General features: G+C 68.3%; 17 protein-coding genes and 1 tRNA gene. 10 read left to right on the top strand and 8 right to left on the bottom strand.

The genetic code is table 11. From position 1 onward, the window contains the following. The first annotated feature begins 8 nt into the window (after positions 1-8). Positions 9-494 carry a nuclear transport factor 2 family protein gene (locus tag LI334_RS06385; protein ID WP_227259563.1) on the top strand — a complete coding sequence of 162 codons (486 nt, stop codon included), beginning with the start codon at positions 9-11 and terminating at the stop codon, positions 492-494. Here LI334_RS06385 and LI334_RS06380 read toward each other — a convergent pair. From LI334_RS06380 to LI334_RS06360, 5 genes are all read right to left on the bottom strand, one after another. Continuing rightward, positions 491-763, bottom strand: coding sequence for a hypothetical protein (locus tag LI334_RS06380; protein WP_227259562.1), 273 nt, complete (start codon positions 761-763; stop codon positions 491-493). The two genes, LI334_RS06385 and LI334_RS06380, sit on opposite strands and share 4 nt — an antisense overlap. A 174-nt stretch (positions 764-937) precedes the next feature. Next, positions 938-1,008: transfer RNA gene (locus LI334_RS06375), tRNA-Gly, on the bottom strand. A 208-nt stretch (positions 1,009-1,216) separates the two neighbouring features. After that, the gene (locus LI334_RS06370) at positions 1,217-1,843 is read right to left on the bottom strand and encodes a class I SAM-dependent methyltransferase (protein WP_227259561.1); all 627 of its coding nucleotides are present in this window, start codon (positions 1,841-1,843) and stop codon (positions 1,217-1,219) included. Continuing rightward, entirely contained in the window at positions 1,840-3,915 is a 2,076-nt protein-coding gene (locus LI334_RS06365; protein WP_227259560.1) for a type II secretion system F family protein, read from the bottom strand. Before LI334_RS06365 ends, LI334_RS06370 begins: the two co-directional genes overlap by 4 nt. Continuing rightward, a complete protein-coding gene (locus LI334_RS06360) occupies positions 3,912-5,576 on the bottom strand; it encodes a type II/IV secretion system ATPase subunit (RefSeq protein ID WP_227259559.1) in 1,665 nt (554 codons plus the stop codon). Before LI334_RS06360 ends, LI334_RS06365 begins: the two co-directional genes overlap by 4 nt. Positions 5,577-5,681: 105 nt before the next feature. On the opposite strand from LI334_RS06360, the gene LI334_RS06355 reads away from it, so the two are divergent. The 9 genes from LI334_RS06355 to thiC all read left to right on the top strand — a co-directional run bounded on the left by LI334_RS06355 (position 5,682) and on the right by thiC (position 15,428). Beyond that, a complete protein-coding gene (locus LI334_RS06355) occupies positions 5,682-6,152 on the top strand; it encodes a DUF5793 family protein (protein ID WP_227259558.1) in 471 nt (156 codons plus the stop codon). Between the two features lie 49 nt (positions 6,153-6,201). Further along, entirely contained in the window at positions 6,202-7,545 is a 1,344-nt protein-coding gene (locus tag LI334_RS06350) for a phosphopentomutase/phosphoglucosamine mutase (protein WP_227259557.1), read from the top strand. 81 nt (positions 7,546-7,626) lie between these two features. Further along, positions 7,627-8,694: a BMP family lipoprotein gene (locus LI334_RS06345; protein ID WP_227259556.1), complete on the top strand. Its 1,068-nt coding sequence runs from the start codon at positions 7,627-7,629 to the stop codon at positions 8,692-8,694. 19 nt (positions 8,695-8,713) lie between these two features. Next, positions 8,714-10,243 carry an ABC transporter ATP-binding protein gene (locus LI334_RS06340; RefSeq protein ID WP_227259555.1) on the top strand — a complete coding sequence of 510 codons (1,530 nt, stop codon included), beginning with the start codon at positions 8,714-8,716 and terminating at the stop codon, positions 10,241-10,243. Further along, positions 10,236-11,435, top strand: coding sequence for an ABC transporter permease (locus tag LI334_RS06335; RefSeq protein ID WP_227259554.1), 1,200 nt, complete (start codon positions 10,236-10,238; stop codon positions 11,433-11,435). The genes LI334_RS06340 and LI334_RS06335 overlap by 8 nt, the downstream gene beginning before the upstream one ends. Beyond that, positions 11,419-12,468 (top strand): ABC transporter permease, encoded by a 1,050-nt coding sequence (locus LI334_RS06330; RefSeq protein ID WP_406675850.1) that lies wholly within the window; start codon positions 11,419-11,421, stop codon positions 12,466-12,468. The genes LI334_RS06335 and LI334_RS06330 overlap by 17 nt, the downstream gene beginning before the upstream one ends. 39 nt (positions 12,469-12,507) lie before the next feature. Beyond that, a complete protein-coding gene (gene cdd / locus LI334_RS06325) occupies positions 12,508-12,891 on the top strand; it encodes a cytidine deaminase (protein ID WP_227259552.1) in 384 nt (127 codons plus the stop codon). Between the two features lie 92 nt (positions 12,892-12,983). Then, on the top strand, positions 12,984-13,805 hold the full coding sequence (locus LI334_RS06320; protein ID WP_227259551.1) for a nucleoside phosphorylase: 822 nt from the start codon (positions 12,984-12,986) through the stop codon (positions 13,803-13,805). Positions 13,806-13,970: 165 nt separating this feature from the next. Next, a complete protein-coding gene (thiC, locus tag LI334_RS06315; protein ID WP_227259550.1) occupies positions 13,971-15,428 on the top strand; it encodes a phosphomethylpyrimidine synthase ThiC in 1,458 nt (485 codons plus the stop codon). Here thiC and LI334_RS06310 read toward each other — a convergent pair. From LI334_RS06310 to LI334_RS06300, 3 genes are read right to left on the bottom strand one after another with little or no spacing between them, the layout of a single operon-like run. Continuing rightward, positions 15,425-16,618: a GNAT family N-acetyltransferase gene (locus LI334_RS06310; protein WP_227259549.1), complete on the bottom strand. Its 1,194-nt coding sequence runs from the start codon at positions 16,616-16,618 to the stop codon at positions 15,425-15,427. The two genes, thiC and LI334_RS06310, sit on opposite strands and share 4 nt — an antisense overlap. Positions 16,619-16,657: 39 nt before the next feature. Continuing rightward, positions 16,658-16,921: a DUF7513 family protein gene (locus LI334_RS06305; protein ID WP_227262323.1), complete on the bottom strand. Its 264-nt coding sequence runs from the start codon at positions 16,919-16,921 to the stop codon at positions 16,658-16,660. Beyond that, complete coding sequence (locus tag LI334_RS06300) at positions 16,918-18,480, bottom strand: Na+/H+ antiporter NhaC family protein (RefSeq protein WP_227262322.1); 1,563 nt, start codon at positions 18,478-18,480, stop codon at positions 16,918-16,920. The genes LI334_RS06305 and LI334_RS06300 overlap by 4 nt, the downstream gene beginning before the upstream one ends. Positions 18,481-18,502: the final 22 nt, after the last annotated feature.

The following is an 18,502-nucleotide window of genomic DNA, read 5'->3' as shown; positions in this document are numbered from 1 at the left end:
TTCCGGCCATGCGCCGCAGAACCGTTCTCGCCGCCGCGGCCGGCACCCTGGCGACCGGCCTCGCCGGCTGTTCGGACAGCACGAGTGACGCGCCGAGCGTGACCGACACGACCGCCGCCGAAACCACCACCGAAGCGACGACCACGGCGTCCGCTTCCGACGCGGACGCGGAGAACACGCCTGACGCGGTGGCGCGCGCGTTCTACGAGGCGCTCATCGCCGGGAACGTCGAGCGCGCGAACGCGCTCGCCCACCCCGAAACCCCGAGTTCGAACCTCCCCGTGACCGAGGAGTCCGTCCCCACCCAGGAGGTGACGATAGACGGCGTCGAAGTCGTCGAGCGAACCGACGGCGCGGCCGCCGTCGACGTCGCGCTCACAATCGCCAGCGACGACGGCACACCCCGACAGACCACCGAAACGGTGGGCCTCCGCACCCACGACGGCGACTGGCGTATCTGGCGGAACGACAACTGCACGAAAGTAGACTGCTAGTCCTGCTCCTCCCGCGGTTGCGCGTCCAGCAACCGAACCACGTCCTCCGCCACCTGCTCCGCCGGCACCCCGGCCTGCGTCGAGAAGGACTCCACGTGCGCCGCCAACAGACTCAACGCCCGCATCCCCGTCGTCTCCGCGTCCTCGAACTCGTGGGACAACACGTAATCCAACTCCTCGTCATCCACCACACCGACGAAGAACCCGTCCAATCCCTCGCGGTCGAGAAGCGAACGCGCCGTCTCCACGTCTGACTCGAACTCGGACATACCGCCCACCAGAGAACCCAGCCACATAGAAACCACGTTAGCACTCGCTCGGCAGTTCGTCCCCCGAAGACTGCACCGCCCGGGATTTGAACTGGGCGAGACGGTCGCCCGTCGGGCGCTGCGACTCGCTTGCTCAACTCCCTGCGCATTCACGCTCACTTCGTTCGATAGAAATGCACCGACCGGGATTTGAACCCGGGCCATGAGCTTGGAAGGCTCAGGTCCTGCCACTAGACCATCGGTGCTCGCGTCGGCCACACCATGCATCGCAAACCCGCGGTTTGCGCAACATCGGTGCGCGAGTGGGTCTATCCGTGGGTCGTTTATTGATGTTTCCTTTCGCGGGAGGGTTCAAACGGGATGCCGGGGGCAGGGGGTGGTGTTGGCGTAGTGTGTCGTCGCGCGGACTGGTGAACGTTCGGACGCCGCGCGGCGAGTGGGTAGTCCGGACTGTCAGCCCTTCGTGACGGTCGCGTAGCAGTTCCCGCTCGACAGTTCGAAGTCCACGAGTTCGAGCGCGGAGGCGTCGATGTCGGCGCGGAACTCGTCGGGCGCGTAGATGTGGTAGAACCGGGGGACGGTGTCGCCGCCGGGGAGCGTCCAGTCCACGGTGGTGTCGAAGCCGTCGGTTCGGTCGAACTTCGAGTGCGCGGTGCTCCACGCGCTCACGAGCGCCCGCCCGTCAGCGGTGAGGGTGCGGGCGAGTTCGTCGAGGCTCGCGCGGCGGGCGTCCCGCGTCGGCAGGTGGTGGATGGTCGCGACGTACACCGCGAGGTCGAACCTGTCTTCGCGGACGGGGAGGCGGGCGGCGTCGCCCTGGACGAACGCCGCGTCGAAGTCCCGGTCGTCTGCGCGAGCGACGGCTTCGTCGAGCAGGCCGCGGCTCGCGTCCACGCCGACGGCGGCGTCCGCGTGCGCGGCGAGCAACTCCGTGTGCCGGCCGTTCCCGCACCCGATGTCGAGCGCGCGCGTCGCGTTCGCGTCGCCGACGAAGTCCTCGACTTCCGGCCACGCGTATTCGCGGGTCTGGGAGAAGTGGCGGGCGATGCGGTCGTAGGTCTCGTGGACGTTCCGGGTCATGCGAACGCGAGGAAGACGAGGTAGGCGATTGTGAGCATCGCGGTCGCGTGTTTCGCGCCGGCTTTCACGCTCCCCTCACCCATCTGTCCGGCGACGAACCCCGAGCAGACGGCCTGGATGGCGCACGTGTGGAAGAACACGAGGCTGTACGCGTCCTTATCGACGTTCGCGCCGCCGATTCCGAGGTTGCCGATGCCGGTCACCGACCCGCCGGCGGGCGAACTGACGGAGAACAGTTCGCCCGAGGGGAGACTCGGGATGAACATCGTGTCGAGCGCGACGACGATGGTGAGGAAGACGAAGAACGCGAGGTAGATGACGACGAGGTAGGTGAGGAGTTCGTTCCGGCGTTCGCGGCGGAGGCGCTGGGTCGCTTTCGCCTCGTCGGCGGCGATGCGGAGGACGGGGCCGATGTCGCCGCTGGCGTTCATCGCGTTCGTGATGAGCGTGACGACGCGGGTCACGGTCGTGGTCTGGAGGCGGTTCTCGAAGCGCTCCAGCGCGGGTTCGACGCGGCCGTTCCACGTGATGTCCGTCCACGTCTTCTTCAGTTCCTCGGAGAGCGAGCCGAGTTGGCTGCCGACGACGCGGCCGAAACTCGCGACGATCGGCATCCCGGCTTCGTTCGTGCTCGCGAGGCGTTCGAGGAGGTCGGGGATGGCGGCCTCGATGTTCTTGATGCGGCGGCTTTCGAGTTCGTAGACGCCGGCGTAGGTGGCGAGCACGCCGATGGACGCGAGAATCAGGGGGTCGTCGATGGCGCGCAGGCCGAAGTCGCCCGCGGTGTACGCGAACCAGGCGTCCGCGCCGACGTAGAGGAGCGCGAGCGGTATCGTGACCAGGAGGAGGGATTCGGGGTTCGAGCGGACTTGCTCGATCGGGTTCCGGAGGCGGTACTTGATGGGTTCGAGGCGGCGGTGGATGGCGAGGCGGGCGACGTTGTCGTGCTGGCCGCCGTCCGCGACCGTGGTTTCGCCCCGTCGCGGGATGTCCTGGAAGCGAACGTCGTCGCGGTCGCCGCGGTCGCCGCGCGTGATGTGGGAGTCCTCGGTGACGCTGTCGAGGTAGACGACGAACCCGAGCGTGGCGAGCGGGAGGACGATGTAGGCGACGGCGCGGAGGACGGGGAGCATGCCGCCGGAGACCAGGCCGACGATGACGAGGATGGTGATGAGGAAGAGCGGGCCGGCGACGAACACGGTGACGTAGCCTTCCGCGAGCGTCGCGAGGAGTTCGAGGAACTGCTGTTGCTGGGATTCGGACTCCTCCTTGTAGTACTCGTACTCGTCCCGGAGGAAGTTCGGGAGGCTCTGTCCGCTCTGGAGGACGCTGACGAGGTTCTCGCAGAACTCGCTGAACTCGTCGCTCGGGGTGCGGTTCGCCATGCGTCGCATCGCGCCGATGACGTCCGCGCCGAACAGGTCGATGTCCTTCACGGCGACCGATATCTCGGTCGCGGTCTCGCCGTACACGTCCCGGTTGCGCGCGAGGATGCGGAGGATTTCGGGGAACGCCATCCCGCTCCGGGAGAGCGCGTACATGAACGCGACGTTCCGTTCGAGCGTGGCGTCGATGCGGCGGCGGCGTTCGCTCGCGCGATAGGAGAGCATCGACCACCGGAGTCGGTAGGTGGCGAGCGCGACGGCGACGCCGACGGTCGCGGCGCTCAACAGGAACACGACGAACACTTGGAGGACGGAGAGACTGCCGCTTCCGGCGAGCGAGGCGACGGTGGCGGGGAGGCGTGCGCGGAGCGCTTCGCCGCTCGGCGCGAGCAGGAGGATGAGGACGCCGGCGACGATGTAGACGGTGAGGAGGCTCGCGACGAGTGCCGCGATGGTCGCGTAGAGGAACGTCTTCGCGGCGTACACGCGGTACGTGGTGTCGACGTGCGCGCCGTGCAGGGTCTGCACCTGTCGGGTGTTGACGCGTTCGCGCTGGCGGGCGTACGACCCGAACGCGGCGAGCGCAAGGCGGGTGAGCACGCGGTCGATGCGGGGGACGACGGGTGCGAGCGCGAGCACGCCGAGGCCGAGCAGGATGACGAACAGCGGGAGGAGTTCGAGAATCATCCCTCGTCCGCGACCACGTCGGCGTCTGTGATGTCCGCGTCGACGCGGCCTTCGATGCGGGAGACGGTGCGCTCGGGGTGCGCGTAGTACTCGTTGACGAGCGCGGTGAACTGCCGGTAGTCGGTGACGCCGCTCTCCACGAGGTACTGGAGGACTTTCTTCCGGTTCCGGAGTTCGCGGAGGAGTTCGCCGCGCGACCACCCGCGTTCGTCCCGGATTTCGTCGAGGACGATGCTGTCGAACTGCTGGAAGCTGTCGTCGCCCGCCCGCCACTCGAACGCCGTGGAGTAGTCGAGGTCGCCCGTACGTTGGTCGATACCCTCGATTTCCGCGATGGTGCGGTTCCGGCGCACGCGGTTCTCCCCGACGTAGGTCAGGGTCTGCACGCAGAGGATGTCGAGGCTCTGAATCATCGCGCGCGGGACGTTGATGGGTTCGTTCTCAAGGCGGTTGATGACGGTCTGCACGCTGTCCGCGTGCATCGTGGAGTACGTGGTGTGCCCGGTGTTCATCGCCTGGAAGAGCGTCATCGCCTCCTCCCCGCGAACCTCGCCGACGATGATGTACTCGGGGCGGTGGCGGAGCGCCGAGCGCAGGAGGTCGTACATCGTGATGTCGTCGCCCTCCCCGAGGGATTCGCGGGTGACGCTGGAGAGCCAGTTGTCGTGGTAGAGCGTGAGTTCGCGCGTGTCCTCGATGGTGAGGACTTTCGAGCGCGGCGGGACGAACATCGAGATGGCGTTCATCGACGTGGTCTTCCCGGACGCCGTGCCGCCGGCGAAGATGAGGGACTTGTTGGACTCGATGGCGAGCCAGAGGTACGCCATCTGGTCTAGGTCGAACGTGTTGAAGTCGATGAGGCGCGCTGGCGTGAACGGTTCCTCGTCGTACTGGCGGATAGTGAACGCGCTCCCGCGCGGCGTCACTTCCTGGCCGAGCGCGAGTTCCGCCCGGGAGCCGTCCGGGAGCGTGGTTTCGGTGACGGGGTCGCCGATACTGATGTGTCTTCCCGATTGCTGGGCGAGCCGGACGACGAAGGAGTCGAGTTCGTCCTCGGAGAACTCGACCGTGGTCTGGATGTCGCTGTACTCGTCGTGGTAGACGAAGATGGGGATGTCGTAGCCGTCGCAGGACACGTCCTCGATGTGGTTGTCCTGCATCAGGGGGTCTATCTTCTCGTAGCCCTCGAACGCCCGGTAGAGGTAGTAGAAGAGGCGGTGGAAGCTCTCGGTTTCGACGACGACGCCGTACTCGGAGACGAGGTCGCGCATCTGTTCGCGGAGGACGTGTTCGGGGTCGTCGGCGTCGTAGCGCGCGCTGAAGATGAGGGTGTCGCGGATGTCCTCGAACAACTGGTCGAGGAGGTCGCGTTCGAAGTCGTCGAGGCTGGGTTCGACGACGGCGTACCGGTGTTCGTTGTCGTCGTCGTTGTAGTTGATGCTGATGAAGGCGTAGGGCGCGTTCACCCAGTAGCGTTCGACCTCCTCGAAGCCGTCGATGCCGTCGAAGTCCACGAGGGGGTCGTGTTCGCTCGGGCGGTAGTCTTCGACGGAGACGTGCGTGCCGCGCAGGACGTCCGTGAGCCGCTGGAGACGCCACTTGAGGTCGGCGGCTTGCGTCGAGAGGGAGTCGGAGAGTCCGTCGAAGAGTTCACTCGACATTCACTCAGGGTTGGGCGTCACCGCGCTTAAATCCTGTCGACGCCCGCGGGCGGGTTCGGCGTCACGTTCAAGCCGTGTGAACACGTAGCGTACGACATAGTGCAAATGAGGAGACAGGAGTTCACCCTGGACGTGACCGACATCGACTGGGTCGAGGACGACGACGCACCCCCGGAGCGCCCCACCGTCACCATCGACTTCACGGGGAGCGCCGCGCTCGAAGACCGCCTCACGGACGCCGACGGCGACCTGCTCGCCGGCGACGAAATCGACGTGGCGTTCCGCCTGCAGGGCGACGTGGACGACTCGGACGCGACCGGCGTGGTCGCCGTCACCCACCGCCTCACGGGCGACTTCGTGCTCGAACTCAACGAGGACGCCGACGACGTCCTCCAGTTCATCCGCGCCGCCCGCGAGTACGGCCGCGTCTCGGACACGGAGAAGCGCTACCGCGTTCACATCCACCGCGGCGGCGAGCACGTCGCCACCTACGAGAAGGACACCTTCCTCGTCTACAACACGGACGGCGACCTCCTCCGCCGCCACAGCCTCATCCCGAGCGGCATCGAGATCTAGGCGGCGTTCGACCGTAGCCGTAAAGCCGTCCGCTCGTGTTCTCCCCGGTATGGATTTGTTCGGGACGGCTGGGATTCGCGGGAGCGCGACGGAGCGCGTGACGCCCGAGTTGGCGCTCGCGGTCGGACGGGCCGCGGGCGCGGACGGCGGCGAGTTCGTGCTCGGACGGGACGGCCGCGAGACCGGTGGCGCGCTCGCGGACGCGATGGCCGCCGGTCTGCGGAGCGCGGGCGCGGACGTGCGCCGGGTGGGCGTGGTGCCGACGCCGGCGCTGGCGTTCGCGTCGCGCGGCCGCCGCGGCGTGATGCTCACCGCGTCGCACAACCCCCCGGAGGACAACGGCATCAAGCTGTTCGACGACGCGAGCGAGTACGACGCCGACCAGGAGGCGGTCATCGAGGAGCGGGTCGCCGCGGAGGAACCGCCGGCCGCGTGGGACGCGTGGGGGGAGGCGGAACACGTCGGCGTGCTGGACGACTACCGGACGGCGGTGGCGGCGTACGCCCGCGAGTTCGGCGCGGGCCTCGACGGTCTCCGGGTCGCCGTGGACTGCGGGAACGGGATGGGGAGCGTGGCGACGCCGCACGTCCTTGAGTCGCTCGGCGCGGAGGTCGTCGCGCTGAACGCGAACGTGGACGGCCACTTCCCGGGGCGGCCGAGCAAGCCGACGCCGGAGACGCTCGGCGACCTCACGAACTTCGTCGCGGACTCCGACTGCGCGTTCGGCATCGCGCACGACGGCGACGCCGACCGCATCGTCGTCGTGGACGAGTCGGGCGAGGTCGTGCACGAGGACACCGTGCTGGCGATTCTGGCGGAGCGCTACGTCCGGGAGAGCGGCGCGCTCGACCCCGTGGTGGTGACGACGCCGAACGCGTCGGCGCGCATCGACGAGCGCGTCCGGGCGGCCGGCGGTCGCGTCGAGCGGGTTCGACTGGGCGCGCTCCACGAGGGCATCGCGGCGGCGGAGGCCGCGGGCGGCGACGTGGTGTACGCGGCGGAGCCGTGGAAGCACATCCACCCCGGGTTCGGCGGCTGGATAGACGGCGTGGCGAGCGCGGCCGTCCTGTCCCGTCTCGCGGCCGCGGAGGGGTTGGACGCGCTGCGCGACCCGGTGACGGAGCGCCCGTACCGGAAGGTGAGCGTGGACTGTCCGGACGAGCGGAAGGCGGCCGCGATGGACGCGCTCGAAACCACGATTCCGGACGCGTTCCCCGACGCCGACATCGACACCGAGTACGGCGTGCGCGCGGAGTTCCCGGACGGGTCGTGGACGCTCGTCCGGCCGTCCGGCACCGAACCCTACGTCCGAGTGTACGCGGAAGCGGACGACGTGGACGCCCTGGTGGGTGACGTGACGGAACTCGTGGAGGGCGCGGTGGCGAACACATAACACATCGTACACACGTATGTGAACAAGTTCCGCATTCGAACGACGCATTTATGCGAGTACACGGTATTTCTGTACTCGATTATGGTGGATACCGACGAACGGCGGCGGCAGTTCCTCAAACTCTCAGGTGCGCTCGGAGCCGCGGGTCTCACCGGCCTCGCGGGCTGTTCGAGCGGCGGCGGGGGCGACGAGGCCGCGGCGAACATCGGCATCGTGTACGCCACGGGCGGCATCGGTGACGGGTCGTTCAACGACCAGGCGCAGACCGGCATCCAGCGCGCCGCGGACGAACTCGACATCACGTACGAGGAGTCCCAGACCGAGACGAACTCGGACTTCCAGCCGACCCAGCGCCAGTACGCGCAGTCCGGCGACTTCGACCTCGTCGCCTGCATCGGGTACGCGCAGGCGGACGCGCTCTCCACGAACGCCACCGAGTTCCCCGACCAGAACTGGGCCATCGTGGACTCCGTCGTGGACGAGTCGAACGTCGCGAGCTACGGGTTCCGCGAGCACGAGGGGTCGTTCCTCGTCGGCTACATGGCGGGCATGCTCACCACGCGGGACTTCTCCGCGGGCGCGGGCAACACGACCGCTGACACGAACACCGTCGGGTTCGTCGGCGGGACGGAGACGCCGCTCATCCAGAAGTTCCAGGCGGGCTTCGAGGCGGGCGTCCACCACCACGACGACTCCATCGAGGTCATCACGTCCTACGTCGGCTCCTTCAACGACCCCGCGGCGGGCCAGGAGCAGGCGCGCTCGATGTACAACAACGGCGCGGACATCGTCTACCACGCCTCGGGCGCGACCGGCGTCGGCGTGTTCCGCGCGGCACAGGACATGGGGAAGTTCGCCATCGGCGTGGACAAAGACCAGTCCGTCACGCAGGAGTCCTTCGCGAACGTCATCCTCGCGAGCATGGTCAAGCGCGTGGACACCGCGGTCTACACCGCCGTGGAGAGCGTCGTGAACGACAACTTCCAGGGCGGTGAGCAGGCGACCTTCGGCCTGAGCGACAACGGCGTCGAAGCCGTCTACGGCGACCAGATAGGCGGCCAGATTCCCGAGGACGTGAAGTCGAGCGTCGCGGACGCCCGAGACCAGATTATCGCGGGCGACATCACCGTCCCCTCGGAACCCCAGTAACACCCTCATCCCCGCTTTAATGTCAGACGCAATCACGCTGACGGACGTTACCAAACGGTTCCCCGGCGTCGTCGCGAACGACGCCGTGTCGCTCTCCGTCGAGTCCGGGTCGGTTCACGCCCTGCTCGGGGAGAACGGCGCGGGGAAGACGACGCTGATGAACGTCCTCTACGGCCTGTACGACGCCGACGAGGGCACTATCGAAATCGACGGCGCGGCCCGCGAGTTCGACAGTCCGCGGGACGCCATCGACGCCGGCATCGGGATGATTCACCAGCACTTCATGCTCGTGGACACGATGACGGTCGCGGAGAACGTCGTGCTCGGGGACGAACCGACGACGTGGTTCGGCCTGCGGACGGACGCCGAGGCGGCCCGCGAGGCCGTCCGCGACCTCTCCGAGCGCTACGGGTTCGACGTGAACCCGGACGCCCGCGTCGAGGACATCAGCGTCGGGGAGAAACAGCGCGTCGAGATTCTGAAAGCCCTCTACCGGGGCGCGGACACGCTCGTGCTCGACGAACCCCCCGCGGTTCTCACGCCGCAGGAGGTCGAAGACCTGTTCGCGGTGTTCGAGGAACTCACCGCGGAGGGGAAGACCGTGCTGTTCATCACGCACAAACTCGGCGAGGCGATGGCCGTCGCGGACGACATCACCGTCCTCCGGGACGGCGTGAACGTCGGAACCGTGGACGCGACCGATACGACCCGGGAAGACCTCGCGGAGCGGATGGTCGGCCGGGACGTGCTGTTCGAGGTGGAGAAGTCGGAGGCGACGCCGGGCGCGGTGTCGCTCGCCGCGGACGGCGTCACCGTCACCGACGCGGACGGCGTGGCGCGCGTGAACGACGTGGACTTCGAACTCAGGGAGGGCGAAATCCTCGGCATCGCGGGCGTGGACGGGAACGGCCAGGCCGAACTCGTCGAAGCCATCACGGGCCTCCGCGAACCCGACGCCGGCACCGTCACCCTCCACGACGAGGACGTGACGACCGCGTCCCGCCGCGACCACATCGACGCCGGCCTCGCCTACATCCCCGAAGACCGCCACGCGCGCGGCCTCGTGATGGACTTCGACCTCGTGGAGAACGGCATCCTCGGCGCGCAACACGGCCCGCCGTACGCCAGTCGGGGCGTGCTCGACTGGCGGACCGCGCGCGACCACGCCGAGGACATCGTGGACACGTACGACGTGCGGCCCGCCGACGCGGACGCGGACGCCGCCTCATTTTCGGGCGGGAACCAGCAGAAGTTCATCGTCGGCCGCGAACTCGAACGCGACCCGAGCGTCGTCGTCGCCACCCACCCCACGCGGGGCGTGGACGTGGGCGCGACCGAGTTCATCCACGACGAACTCCTCGACCGCCGCGCGAGCGGGGACGCCGTCCTCCTCGTCTCCTCGAAACTCGACGAGGTGCGGAGCCTCTCCGACCGCCTCGCGGTGATGTACGAGGGCGAGTTCGTCGCCGTCGTCGAACCGGAGACCGTGACGGAGGAAGAACTCGGCCTGCTGATGGCCGGCGAGTACCCGGAGGGGTTCGATGAGTAAGTTCCGACAGGCGCTCGAACGGCTCGTGGACGCGTCCGCGAAGGAGCGCATCGCGGTGAGCGCCGCCGCGCTCGCGCTCTCCATCCTCGTCGGCGCGCTCGTCGTGTTCGTCTCCGGCATCGTCGCGACCTGCGCGTCCCCCGCGTTCAGCGTGCTCGGCGTCGGCGTCTGCTACGACCCCATCAACGTCTTCACCGAGCTGTTCCTCGGCGCGCTCGGCCACCCCGAACAGGGCGGCTGGTCGCCGACGAACTACCGCATCGCCATCGCGCTCCAGCAGACCACGCTCCTCGTCTTCACGGGCCTCGCCGTCGCGGTGTCGTTCCGCGCGGGCCTGTTCAACATCGGTGTGCAGGGCCAGCTCGTGTTCGGCGCGCTCGCCGCCGCAGTCGCCACCATCTGGGCGGGCGCAATCGCGCCGTCCGGCGTCCTCGGCACCGTCTTCCTCGTGCCGCTCGGCCTGCTCGCGGGCGCGGTCGCCGGCGGCCTCTACGGCGCGCTTCCGGGCGCGCTGAAGGCGTACGGTGGCGCGAACGAAGTCATCACGACCATCATGCTGAACTTCATCGCGTCGAACGTCGCGTACGTCCTCGTCTCCACGTTCCTCATGCCGGAGTCGAGTCAGCTCGTGCAGACTGCCGTCATCCCGGCGGCGGCGAAGATACCGAACGTCCCATTCATCGGGTTCGAGGCGCGGGACGCGTTCAGCCTCGTCGCGCTGGTCGGCGCGCTCGCGTTCATCACGGGCGTCGCCTACTTGCTCGCGAAGACCTCGTTCGGCTACGACATCCGCACCAGCGGCCTCCAGGAGCAGGCCGCCGCGTACAGCGGCGTGGACGCGAAGCGAACCACCGTCCTGAGCATGGCGCTCTCGGGCGCGCTCGCCGGCGTCGGCGGCGCGGTCTGGGTGCTGATGGTGAAGGGACGGTTCCTCACCGGCCTCCCCTCGCTCGGGTTCGACGGCATCACCGTCAGCATCCTCGCGGGGAACAACCCCATCGGGGTCGGCGCGGCCGCGTTCCTCTTCGGCGTCCTGAAATCCGGAACCATCGCCGTGGACTTCTCCACGGACGTGCCGGTGGAGCTCGTGGACGTGCTCCGCGGCCTCATCATCCTGTTCGTCGCGATGCCGGAGTTCTTCCGGCTCATCGGGAAGCGCTATCTCGGCCTCGGGGGTGAGCAGCGTGCGTAACGCGCTCCGCGCCGCGGTCGGCGTGTTCGCCGCGCTCGTCGTGCTCGGCGTCGCGTTCCCGGACTCCCTGTTCGGCCTCGTCACCGACACCGGCACCGCGGAGGCCGCGCTCCGCCTCGCCGTCCCTATCACGCTCGCCGCGCTCGGCGGCATCTTCGCGGAGAAGTCCGGCGTCATCAACATCGGCCTCGAAGGCCTGCTCATCGTCTCCGCGTTCGCCGGCGTCGCCGCCGCGAAACTCCTCGGCACCGGCACGAGCGTCGGCCCCATTCCTTCGATTTGGGTGGCGTTCCTCGTCGGCGTGCTCGCGAGCACCCTGCTCGCGTTGTTGTTCGCCGTCGTCTGCATCGAGTTCGAAGCCGACCAGATCATCGCCGGATTGGCCGTCTGGCTGGTCGCGCTCGGCATCGCGCCGTTCGCGTCCATCGTGCTGTTCGGCACGAAGAACGTCCAGGTGTCCACGCTCGGCGACATCACGATTCCCGTGCTCTCCACGATTCCCTACTTCGGGGACGTTGTGTTCTCCGCGAACATCATCGTCTACATGATGTTCGTCGCCGTCCCCGCGTGCTGGTACGTGCTCAACCGCACCCAGTTCGGTCGCTGGGTCGAGGCGAGCGGGGAGAACCCGAGCGCGCTCGACACCGCGGGCGTGAGCGTCGACCGCGTCCGGTACGCGAGCGTCCTCATTTCGGGCGTGCTCGCCGGCATCGGGGGCGCGGCGCTCTCCCTCGGACACGTCGGCGCGTTCACCGCGGGCGGCGCGACGATGGTGAACGGCAAGGGCTTCATCGCCATCGCCACCTACCTCTTCGGGAACTACAACCCCCTGGGGACGCTCGTCGCGACCCTGCTGTTCTCCGGGCTGGACTCGCTCCAGATCGGCCTCCAGCAGGCTGGTATCGCCATCCCGTCGGAGCTCGTGCAGACGATTCCGTACGCGACGGTCATCGTCGTGCTCGTGTTCGTCGGCCGCACCCGCATCCCCGCGGCCGCCGGCGAGCACTACGACTCCGGCGAGGACTCCCGGTAGAAGCGAACCACCTTTTCCGCCAGCGCGCGACCGCCCCGTATGGACGACTTGATGCGGGCCGCGCGCGACGCCTACGAGAACGCGTACGTTCCCTACTCCGAGTACAAGGTCGGGGCGGCCATCGAGACCGCGGACGGCACCGTCTACACGGGCTGTAATATTGAGAACGCGAACTACAGCAACAGCATGCACGCGGAGGAGGTCGCCATCTCGCAGGCCGTCGCGGACGGCCACACGGCGTTCGAGCGCCTCGCCGTCTCCTCCGCCGCCCGCGACGGCGTGACGCCCTGCGGGATGTGTCGGCAGACGCTCGCGGAGTTCTGTGACGACGACTTCCCGGTCGCCGTTGACGGCGACGACGGCGGCGTCTACGAACTCGGCGACCTCATCCCGAACACCATCACGCGGGGAATGCTCGACTGAGCCGTCGCGGTTGAGCGTTCGCCGAGTCGGACGCCTTGGCGTTCCGGCATCGAACGGGAAGACCCTTGTGCGCCGCCCGCCGACCGGTCGGTATGCCCGGTGATTCGGAGGACCCGAACGAGGAGGTCCAGTACCACGTGGAACTCGCGGAGGGAGACGTCGCGAATACCGTGCTCCTGCCCGGCGACCCCGAGCGGGTGGAGAAGATTTCGGAGTTCTGGGACGACTACGAGGAGAAGGCGTACCACCGCGAGTACCGCACGCTCACCGGAACGTACGACGGCGCGCCCATCTCGGTGACCTCGACGGGGATCGGGAGTCCGTCCGCGGCCATCGCGGTGGAGGAGCTCGCGCGGGTCGGCGCGGACACGTTCATCCGCGTCGGGTCGTGCGGCGCGCTCTCCGCGGACATGGACGTGGGCGACCTCGTCATCTCCACGGGCGCGGTTCGCCAGGAGGGGACGAGCGACGAGTACGTCCGCGAGGACTATCCGGCGGTCGCGCACGACGAGGTCGTGAGCGCGCTCGTCGCGGCCGCGGAGCGCCTCGACCACGACTACCACGTCGGCGTGTCGATGAGCGCCGACGGCTTCTACACGGGCCAGGGCCGTCCCGGGTTCGGCGGGTATCGCGCGGCCGGGAGCGAAGACCTCATCGCGGAACTCGAAGCGGCGAACGTGAAGAACATCGAGATGGAGGCGTCCGCCATCCTCACCATCGCGAACGTCTACGGCCTCCGCGCGGGCGCGGTCTGCTCCGTCTACGCGAACCGCGTTACGGGCGAGTTCCGAACCGAGGGCGAGTACCGCGCGTCCGAGACCGCGAGCCTCGCCGTGAAACTCCTCGCGAAGATGGACGAGAAGAAAGAAGAGGAAGGCGTCGACCGCTGGCACGCGGGAATGAGCCTCGACTGACGCGAGCACAGCGAGCGCTTTTTCGTCCAACGTCAGCGCGTCGCGCTGACTGACTCCCCTTTCTCACTGTCGTTCGCTCGCCGGAACAGGGTTTTGCTGGATGCGTGGTGAGCGTACTGGCGGAAGCCGGAAGTAATATCACTTGGTGGTATAACCTAGTTATTCATGGTTCGGACGCAACTCCAGCGCGCTCGAAACGGCGACGTGACCGACGCGATGGAACGGGTCGCCGAACGCGAGAACCGAGACCCCGAGTTCGTCAGAGAGCAGGTCGCCGACGGCCAGGCCGTCATCCCGAACAATACGGCCCACGACGCGCTCGACCCGATGGTCATCGGACGCGAGTTCGCCACGAAAGTCAACGCCAACATCGGGAACAGCGAGGAGACGAGCGACCGGGACGGCGAACTCGAAAAACTGCACGCGGCGGTTCACTACGGGGCCGACACCGTGATGGACCTCTCCACCGGACCGAACCTCGACGCGATACGGGAGGCGAACGTCGCGCACTCGCCGGTTCCGGTCGGCACGGTTCCGCTGTACGAGGCCGTCGCGCGCGTCGACGACCCCGCCGACATCACGCACGAACTCCTCCTCGACGTCATCGAAAAACAGGCCCGACAGGGCGTCGACTACATGACGATTCACGCCGGCGTCCTGATGGAACACCTCCCGCTGACCGACGACCGGAAAACGGGTATCGTCTCCCGGGGCGGGTCGATACTCGCGCAGTGGATGGAGGAGAACGCCATGCAGAACCCGCTGTACGCGACGTTCGAGGACATCTGTGAGATATTCGCTAAACACGACGTCACGTTCTCGCTCGGGGACGGCCTCCGACCGGGCTGTCTCGCGGACGCGAGCGACGACGCCCAGTTCGCGGAACTCGACACGCTCGGCGAACTCACGCGGACGGCCAGAGACCACGGCGTCCAGGTGATGGTGGAGGGGCCGGGCCACGTCCCGATGAACGAAATCGCCGACAACGTCGAACGCCAACAGGACGTCTGCGACGGCGCGCCGTTCTACGTCCTCGGCCCGCTCGTCACCGACATCGCGCCCGGCTACGACCACATCACGAGCGCGATCGGCGCGGCCGAAGCGGGGAGAGCGGGCGCGGCGATGCTGTGCTACGTCACCCCGAAAGAACACCTCGGGCTCCCGGAACGCGAGGACGTTCGGGACGGATTGGCGGCGTACCGCATCGCCGCGCACGCCGCGGACGTGGCGAACGACCGGCCGGGCGCGCGCGACTGGGACGACGCGCTCTCGGAGGCGCGCTACGAGTTCGACTGGCGGCGGCAGTTCTCGCTCGCGCTCGACCCCGACCGCGCCCGCGAGTACCACGACCAGACGCTCCCCGGGGACAACTACAAGGACGCGCGGTTCTGCTCGATGTGCGGCGTCGACTTCTGCTCGATGCGGATAGACCAGGACGCCCGCGACGCCGACGGCGACATGACTCGACTCGACGACGACACCGACCTGGACGCCTCGGCGGCGGCCGACGTGAACCGTCCACCCGTGGGGTCGCACGACGCAGCGGGGGTTCCGGACGAGGTGGAAATCGGCGGCGTCACGTTCACGCCGGCGGAGTCCTCGACCGACGAGTCGGCGGACTAGAAGCCCTCGCGGAGGAAGGTGGTGGTTTCCGGGAAGAGGTCGCGGAGCGTGTCGAAAGTGTCGTCGTCCGCGCGGAGGTCGCGGGTGCGTGCGAGATCGGGGGCGGTTCGGTGGCCGACGGCGAGCTGGGTGAGCGTACCGACGTCGAGCGCGAGGTCGGCGTCCGCGGTCGTGCGTTCGATTTCGGGTGTACCGTCGGTGACGGTGAGGCGGAATGTGTCGTCGTTCCAGTCCGCGAGGTCGTCGCTGACGGAGACCGTGAGGTCGGCGTCCACGGGCGGGTAGTCGAACGCGGTGAGCGCGGCGGACACGTCCACGAGTCGGGCCATCGGGCCGGCGGAGACGGTGGTCTCGACCTCGCCGGGGTCGTCCACGACGTCGAGGAGCGGGGAGTCGGTGGCGGTGCGGAGGCGGACGGTTTCGACCTGTGAGTCGTGGTCGGAGAGAAAGCCGAGGACGGCGAGGTAGGCGTCGTAGTCCGTCCACGCGGCGTCCTGGACGGTGAGCGTCTTCCCGTCGTCCGACTCGACGCGGTAGACGACGTACGCGCGGTCGGTTCCGGTGGCGTCCCGCCAGCAGTAGACGTAGGGGTCGGTGTCCCAGCCGCGGAAGACGCGTTTTCGCCACCACTCTTCGGTGCGGTCGAGCGTGAGTTCGTAGCGCTCGCCGTGCGCGGCCAGCACGTCCGGGAGCCGGCTCCAGTCGTCGGCGTCGAGGCGACTCCAGGTGCCGGGGAGTTCGGCGTCCCGGGCGAACGCGAGCGCGTCCGGCGGGCACTCGTGGACGACGTGTTCGGTGATGGTCGCCCAGCCGAACTGCGCGTAGAACGGGTGTTTGAACGGCCAGAGCGCGCTCAGGTAGGTGTCGCGGTCGCGGTACTCGCGGAGGGATTCCGCGAGCATGTCGCGGACGAGACCGCGCCGGCGGTTCTCGGGCGGCGTCGCGACCGCCGAGAGACCGGCCATCGGATGGGTGTCGCCGCGGACGCGCGCCGTGAACCAGTAGTGCCGGCAGACCGCGAGCAGGTCGTCGCCGTCGAAGACGCCGTACGGGTCGCCGACCTGCGCGGGCTCGGGAGGGTCGTCGTCCGCGTCGGGGTCGTGCGGCCCCGATTCGGGGCGGAAGGCGTACGTGACGAACGCCCGGAACTCCTCCGTGCGGTCGTCGGGGAGGGGGCGGTAATCGACCATACGAACCAGCGCGGCGCGAAGAATGAAGAACGTGCCGAGTCAGTACGCGGTCTCCCCGACGGTTTCGAGGTAGGTCGCGGTGCCGGTGTGGTCGGCGTCGTCGAAGGACTCCACGCGGACGCGGACTTTCGTGCGGACGCTGTCGCGGGGCGCGTCCGGCACGCGAAGCACGGAGTCACCGATGCGGACGACGGGCGTGTCGCCCTCGCGGCCGGTGACGACGACGACGAACTCGTCGCCGGCGTCGAAACTCGGTGTCGCGGTGCGGAACCCGACGCCCGCGAAGAACGCGTCGAGGTTCATACGCGCGCCACCTCCTCGGCCTCACGGTCGGTAGCGTACTCCAGGCCGTACCCGGTGAGGGCGGCGGCGAGGAACACGAAGAACAGCAGCCAGCCGTGGAAGACGAACGGCCAGACGTCCACGGGGTTGACGAGCATCGACTCGACGCCGTACTCCTCGACCAGCGCGGGCATCTGGCTGTACCCGGCGAGCACGCCGCCCGCCCAGGGGAAGATGTACCCGAGCGCGCTCGTGTTCGCGTCGAGGATGTTCGCGCGGCGGTAGCCGTTGATGTTGAACTGCTCGCCGATGCGCGCGACGTACGGCGCGATGGCGATTTCCGCGGCGGTGTTGATGGTGATCATGGCGTTCACGCCGGCGGTGCCGAGCACCATCGTGGTCTCCGCGCGCCGGACTTTCGTCGCGACGGTGGAGAGCAGGAAGTCCTGCACGGCCTCGAAGCCGCCGCCCTGAATCATGATGCGGGCGGCGGCGACGATGAGGAGCGTGAGGACGATGAGCGGGAAGAACCCGGCCGCGCCCGTGTAGAGGCTGCCGTAGACGCCCGCGGCGGGCGTTTCGGGGCCGGCGATGGTGACGATGGGGAGCGCGGTGAACGCGTCCGCGAACGGCGCGGTGGTCGGCGCGACGAACTGGACGATGCTGCTCGCGGGCGCGAGGCCGAGGCCGACGTTGAAGACGATGGCGGCGATGATGCCCCACGAGATGGCTTCGACGATGTGCCGGCCGTTCACGGCCGTCCAGATGACGAGTCCCATCGAGACGAGGTGGACGAGGCCGACGACGTTCCCCGAGGGGAGGCCGTCGCCGGTGGGCTGGTAGGTCGCCATCAGCTGGCCGGCGATGAGGTAGCCGACGATGGCGAGCGCGGCGGCGACGAACGCGTACTTCAACCGGGAGGCGACGACGCCCCCGATGTCGGCGTCCTGCGTGACGGCGCTCACGATTGTGGTGTCGCTGACGGGCGCGAGGTTGTCCCCGAACACCGCGCCGGAGAGAATCGCGCCGAACATCAGGACGGGGTTCGCGCCGAGCAGCACGGTCGCCGGGAAGAACGTCGTGACGAACGTGATCGTGGTTCCGTACCCGGTTCCGATACCGGTCGCGAGCAGCGCCGCGAGCACGAACGTCAGCGCCGGCAGGAGGGTCGGGAGTACGGCTTCCGAGACGGGAACCGCGTTCGCGACCCAGATGAGGCCGTTCACGAACCCGCCGTCCTGGAGGAGCTGCGCGAACATGCCCGCCCAGAGCCACGCGACGATGGCCGTCGCGGCGACCCGTTCTGTCATCCCCTCGAAGATGGCGTTCGCGTAGTGCTTCCAGTCGCCCTTCACGAAGAACATCCCGACGACGAGCGAGACCAGCATCCCGAGCACCAGGCCGGTCGTGTCGCCGATGCCGAACAGGCCGCTCTGGACGACCGCCCACACCACGAACAGGCCGAGCGGAATCGCGCTCGCCGCCCGCCCCCCGTAGAACTCCAGGGTCGGCGCGGTGCGCGCGTCCTCGGCTTCGTTGAGTTCGGTCTGTACGTCGTCTACATCATCTGGACTTGACATTCATCTCTCCCTCGTGACTGCT

The sequence above is a fragment of the Salarchaeum japonicum genome (assembly GCF_020614395.1).
Classification (GTDB): Archaea; Halobacteriota; Halobacteria; order Halobacteriales; family Halobacteriaceae; genus Salarchaeum; species Salarchaeum japonicum.
Note: the sequence above shows the minus strand (reverse complement) of the source record. Positions and strands in the feature narration are given on the sequence as shown.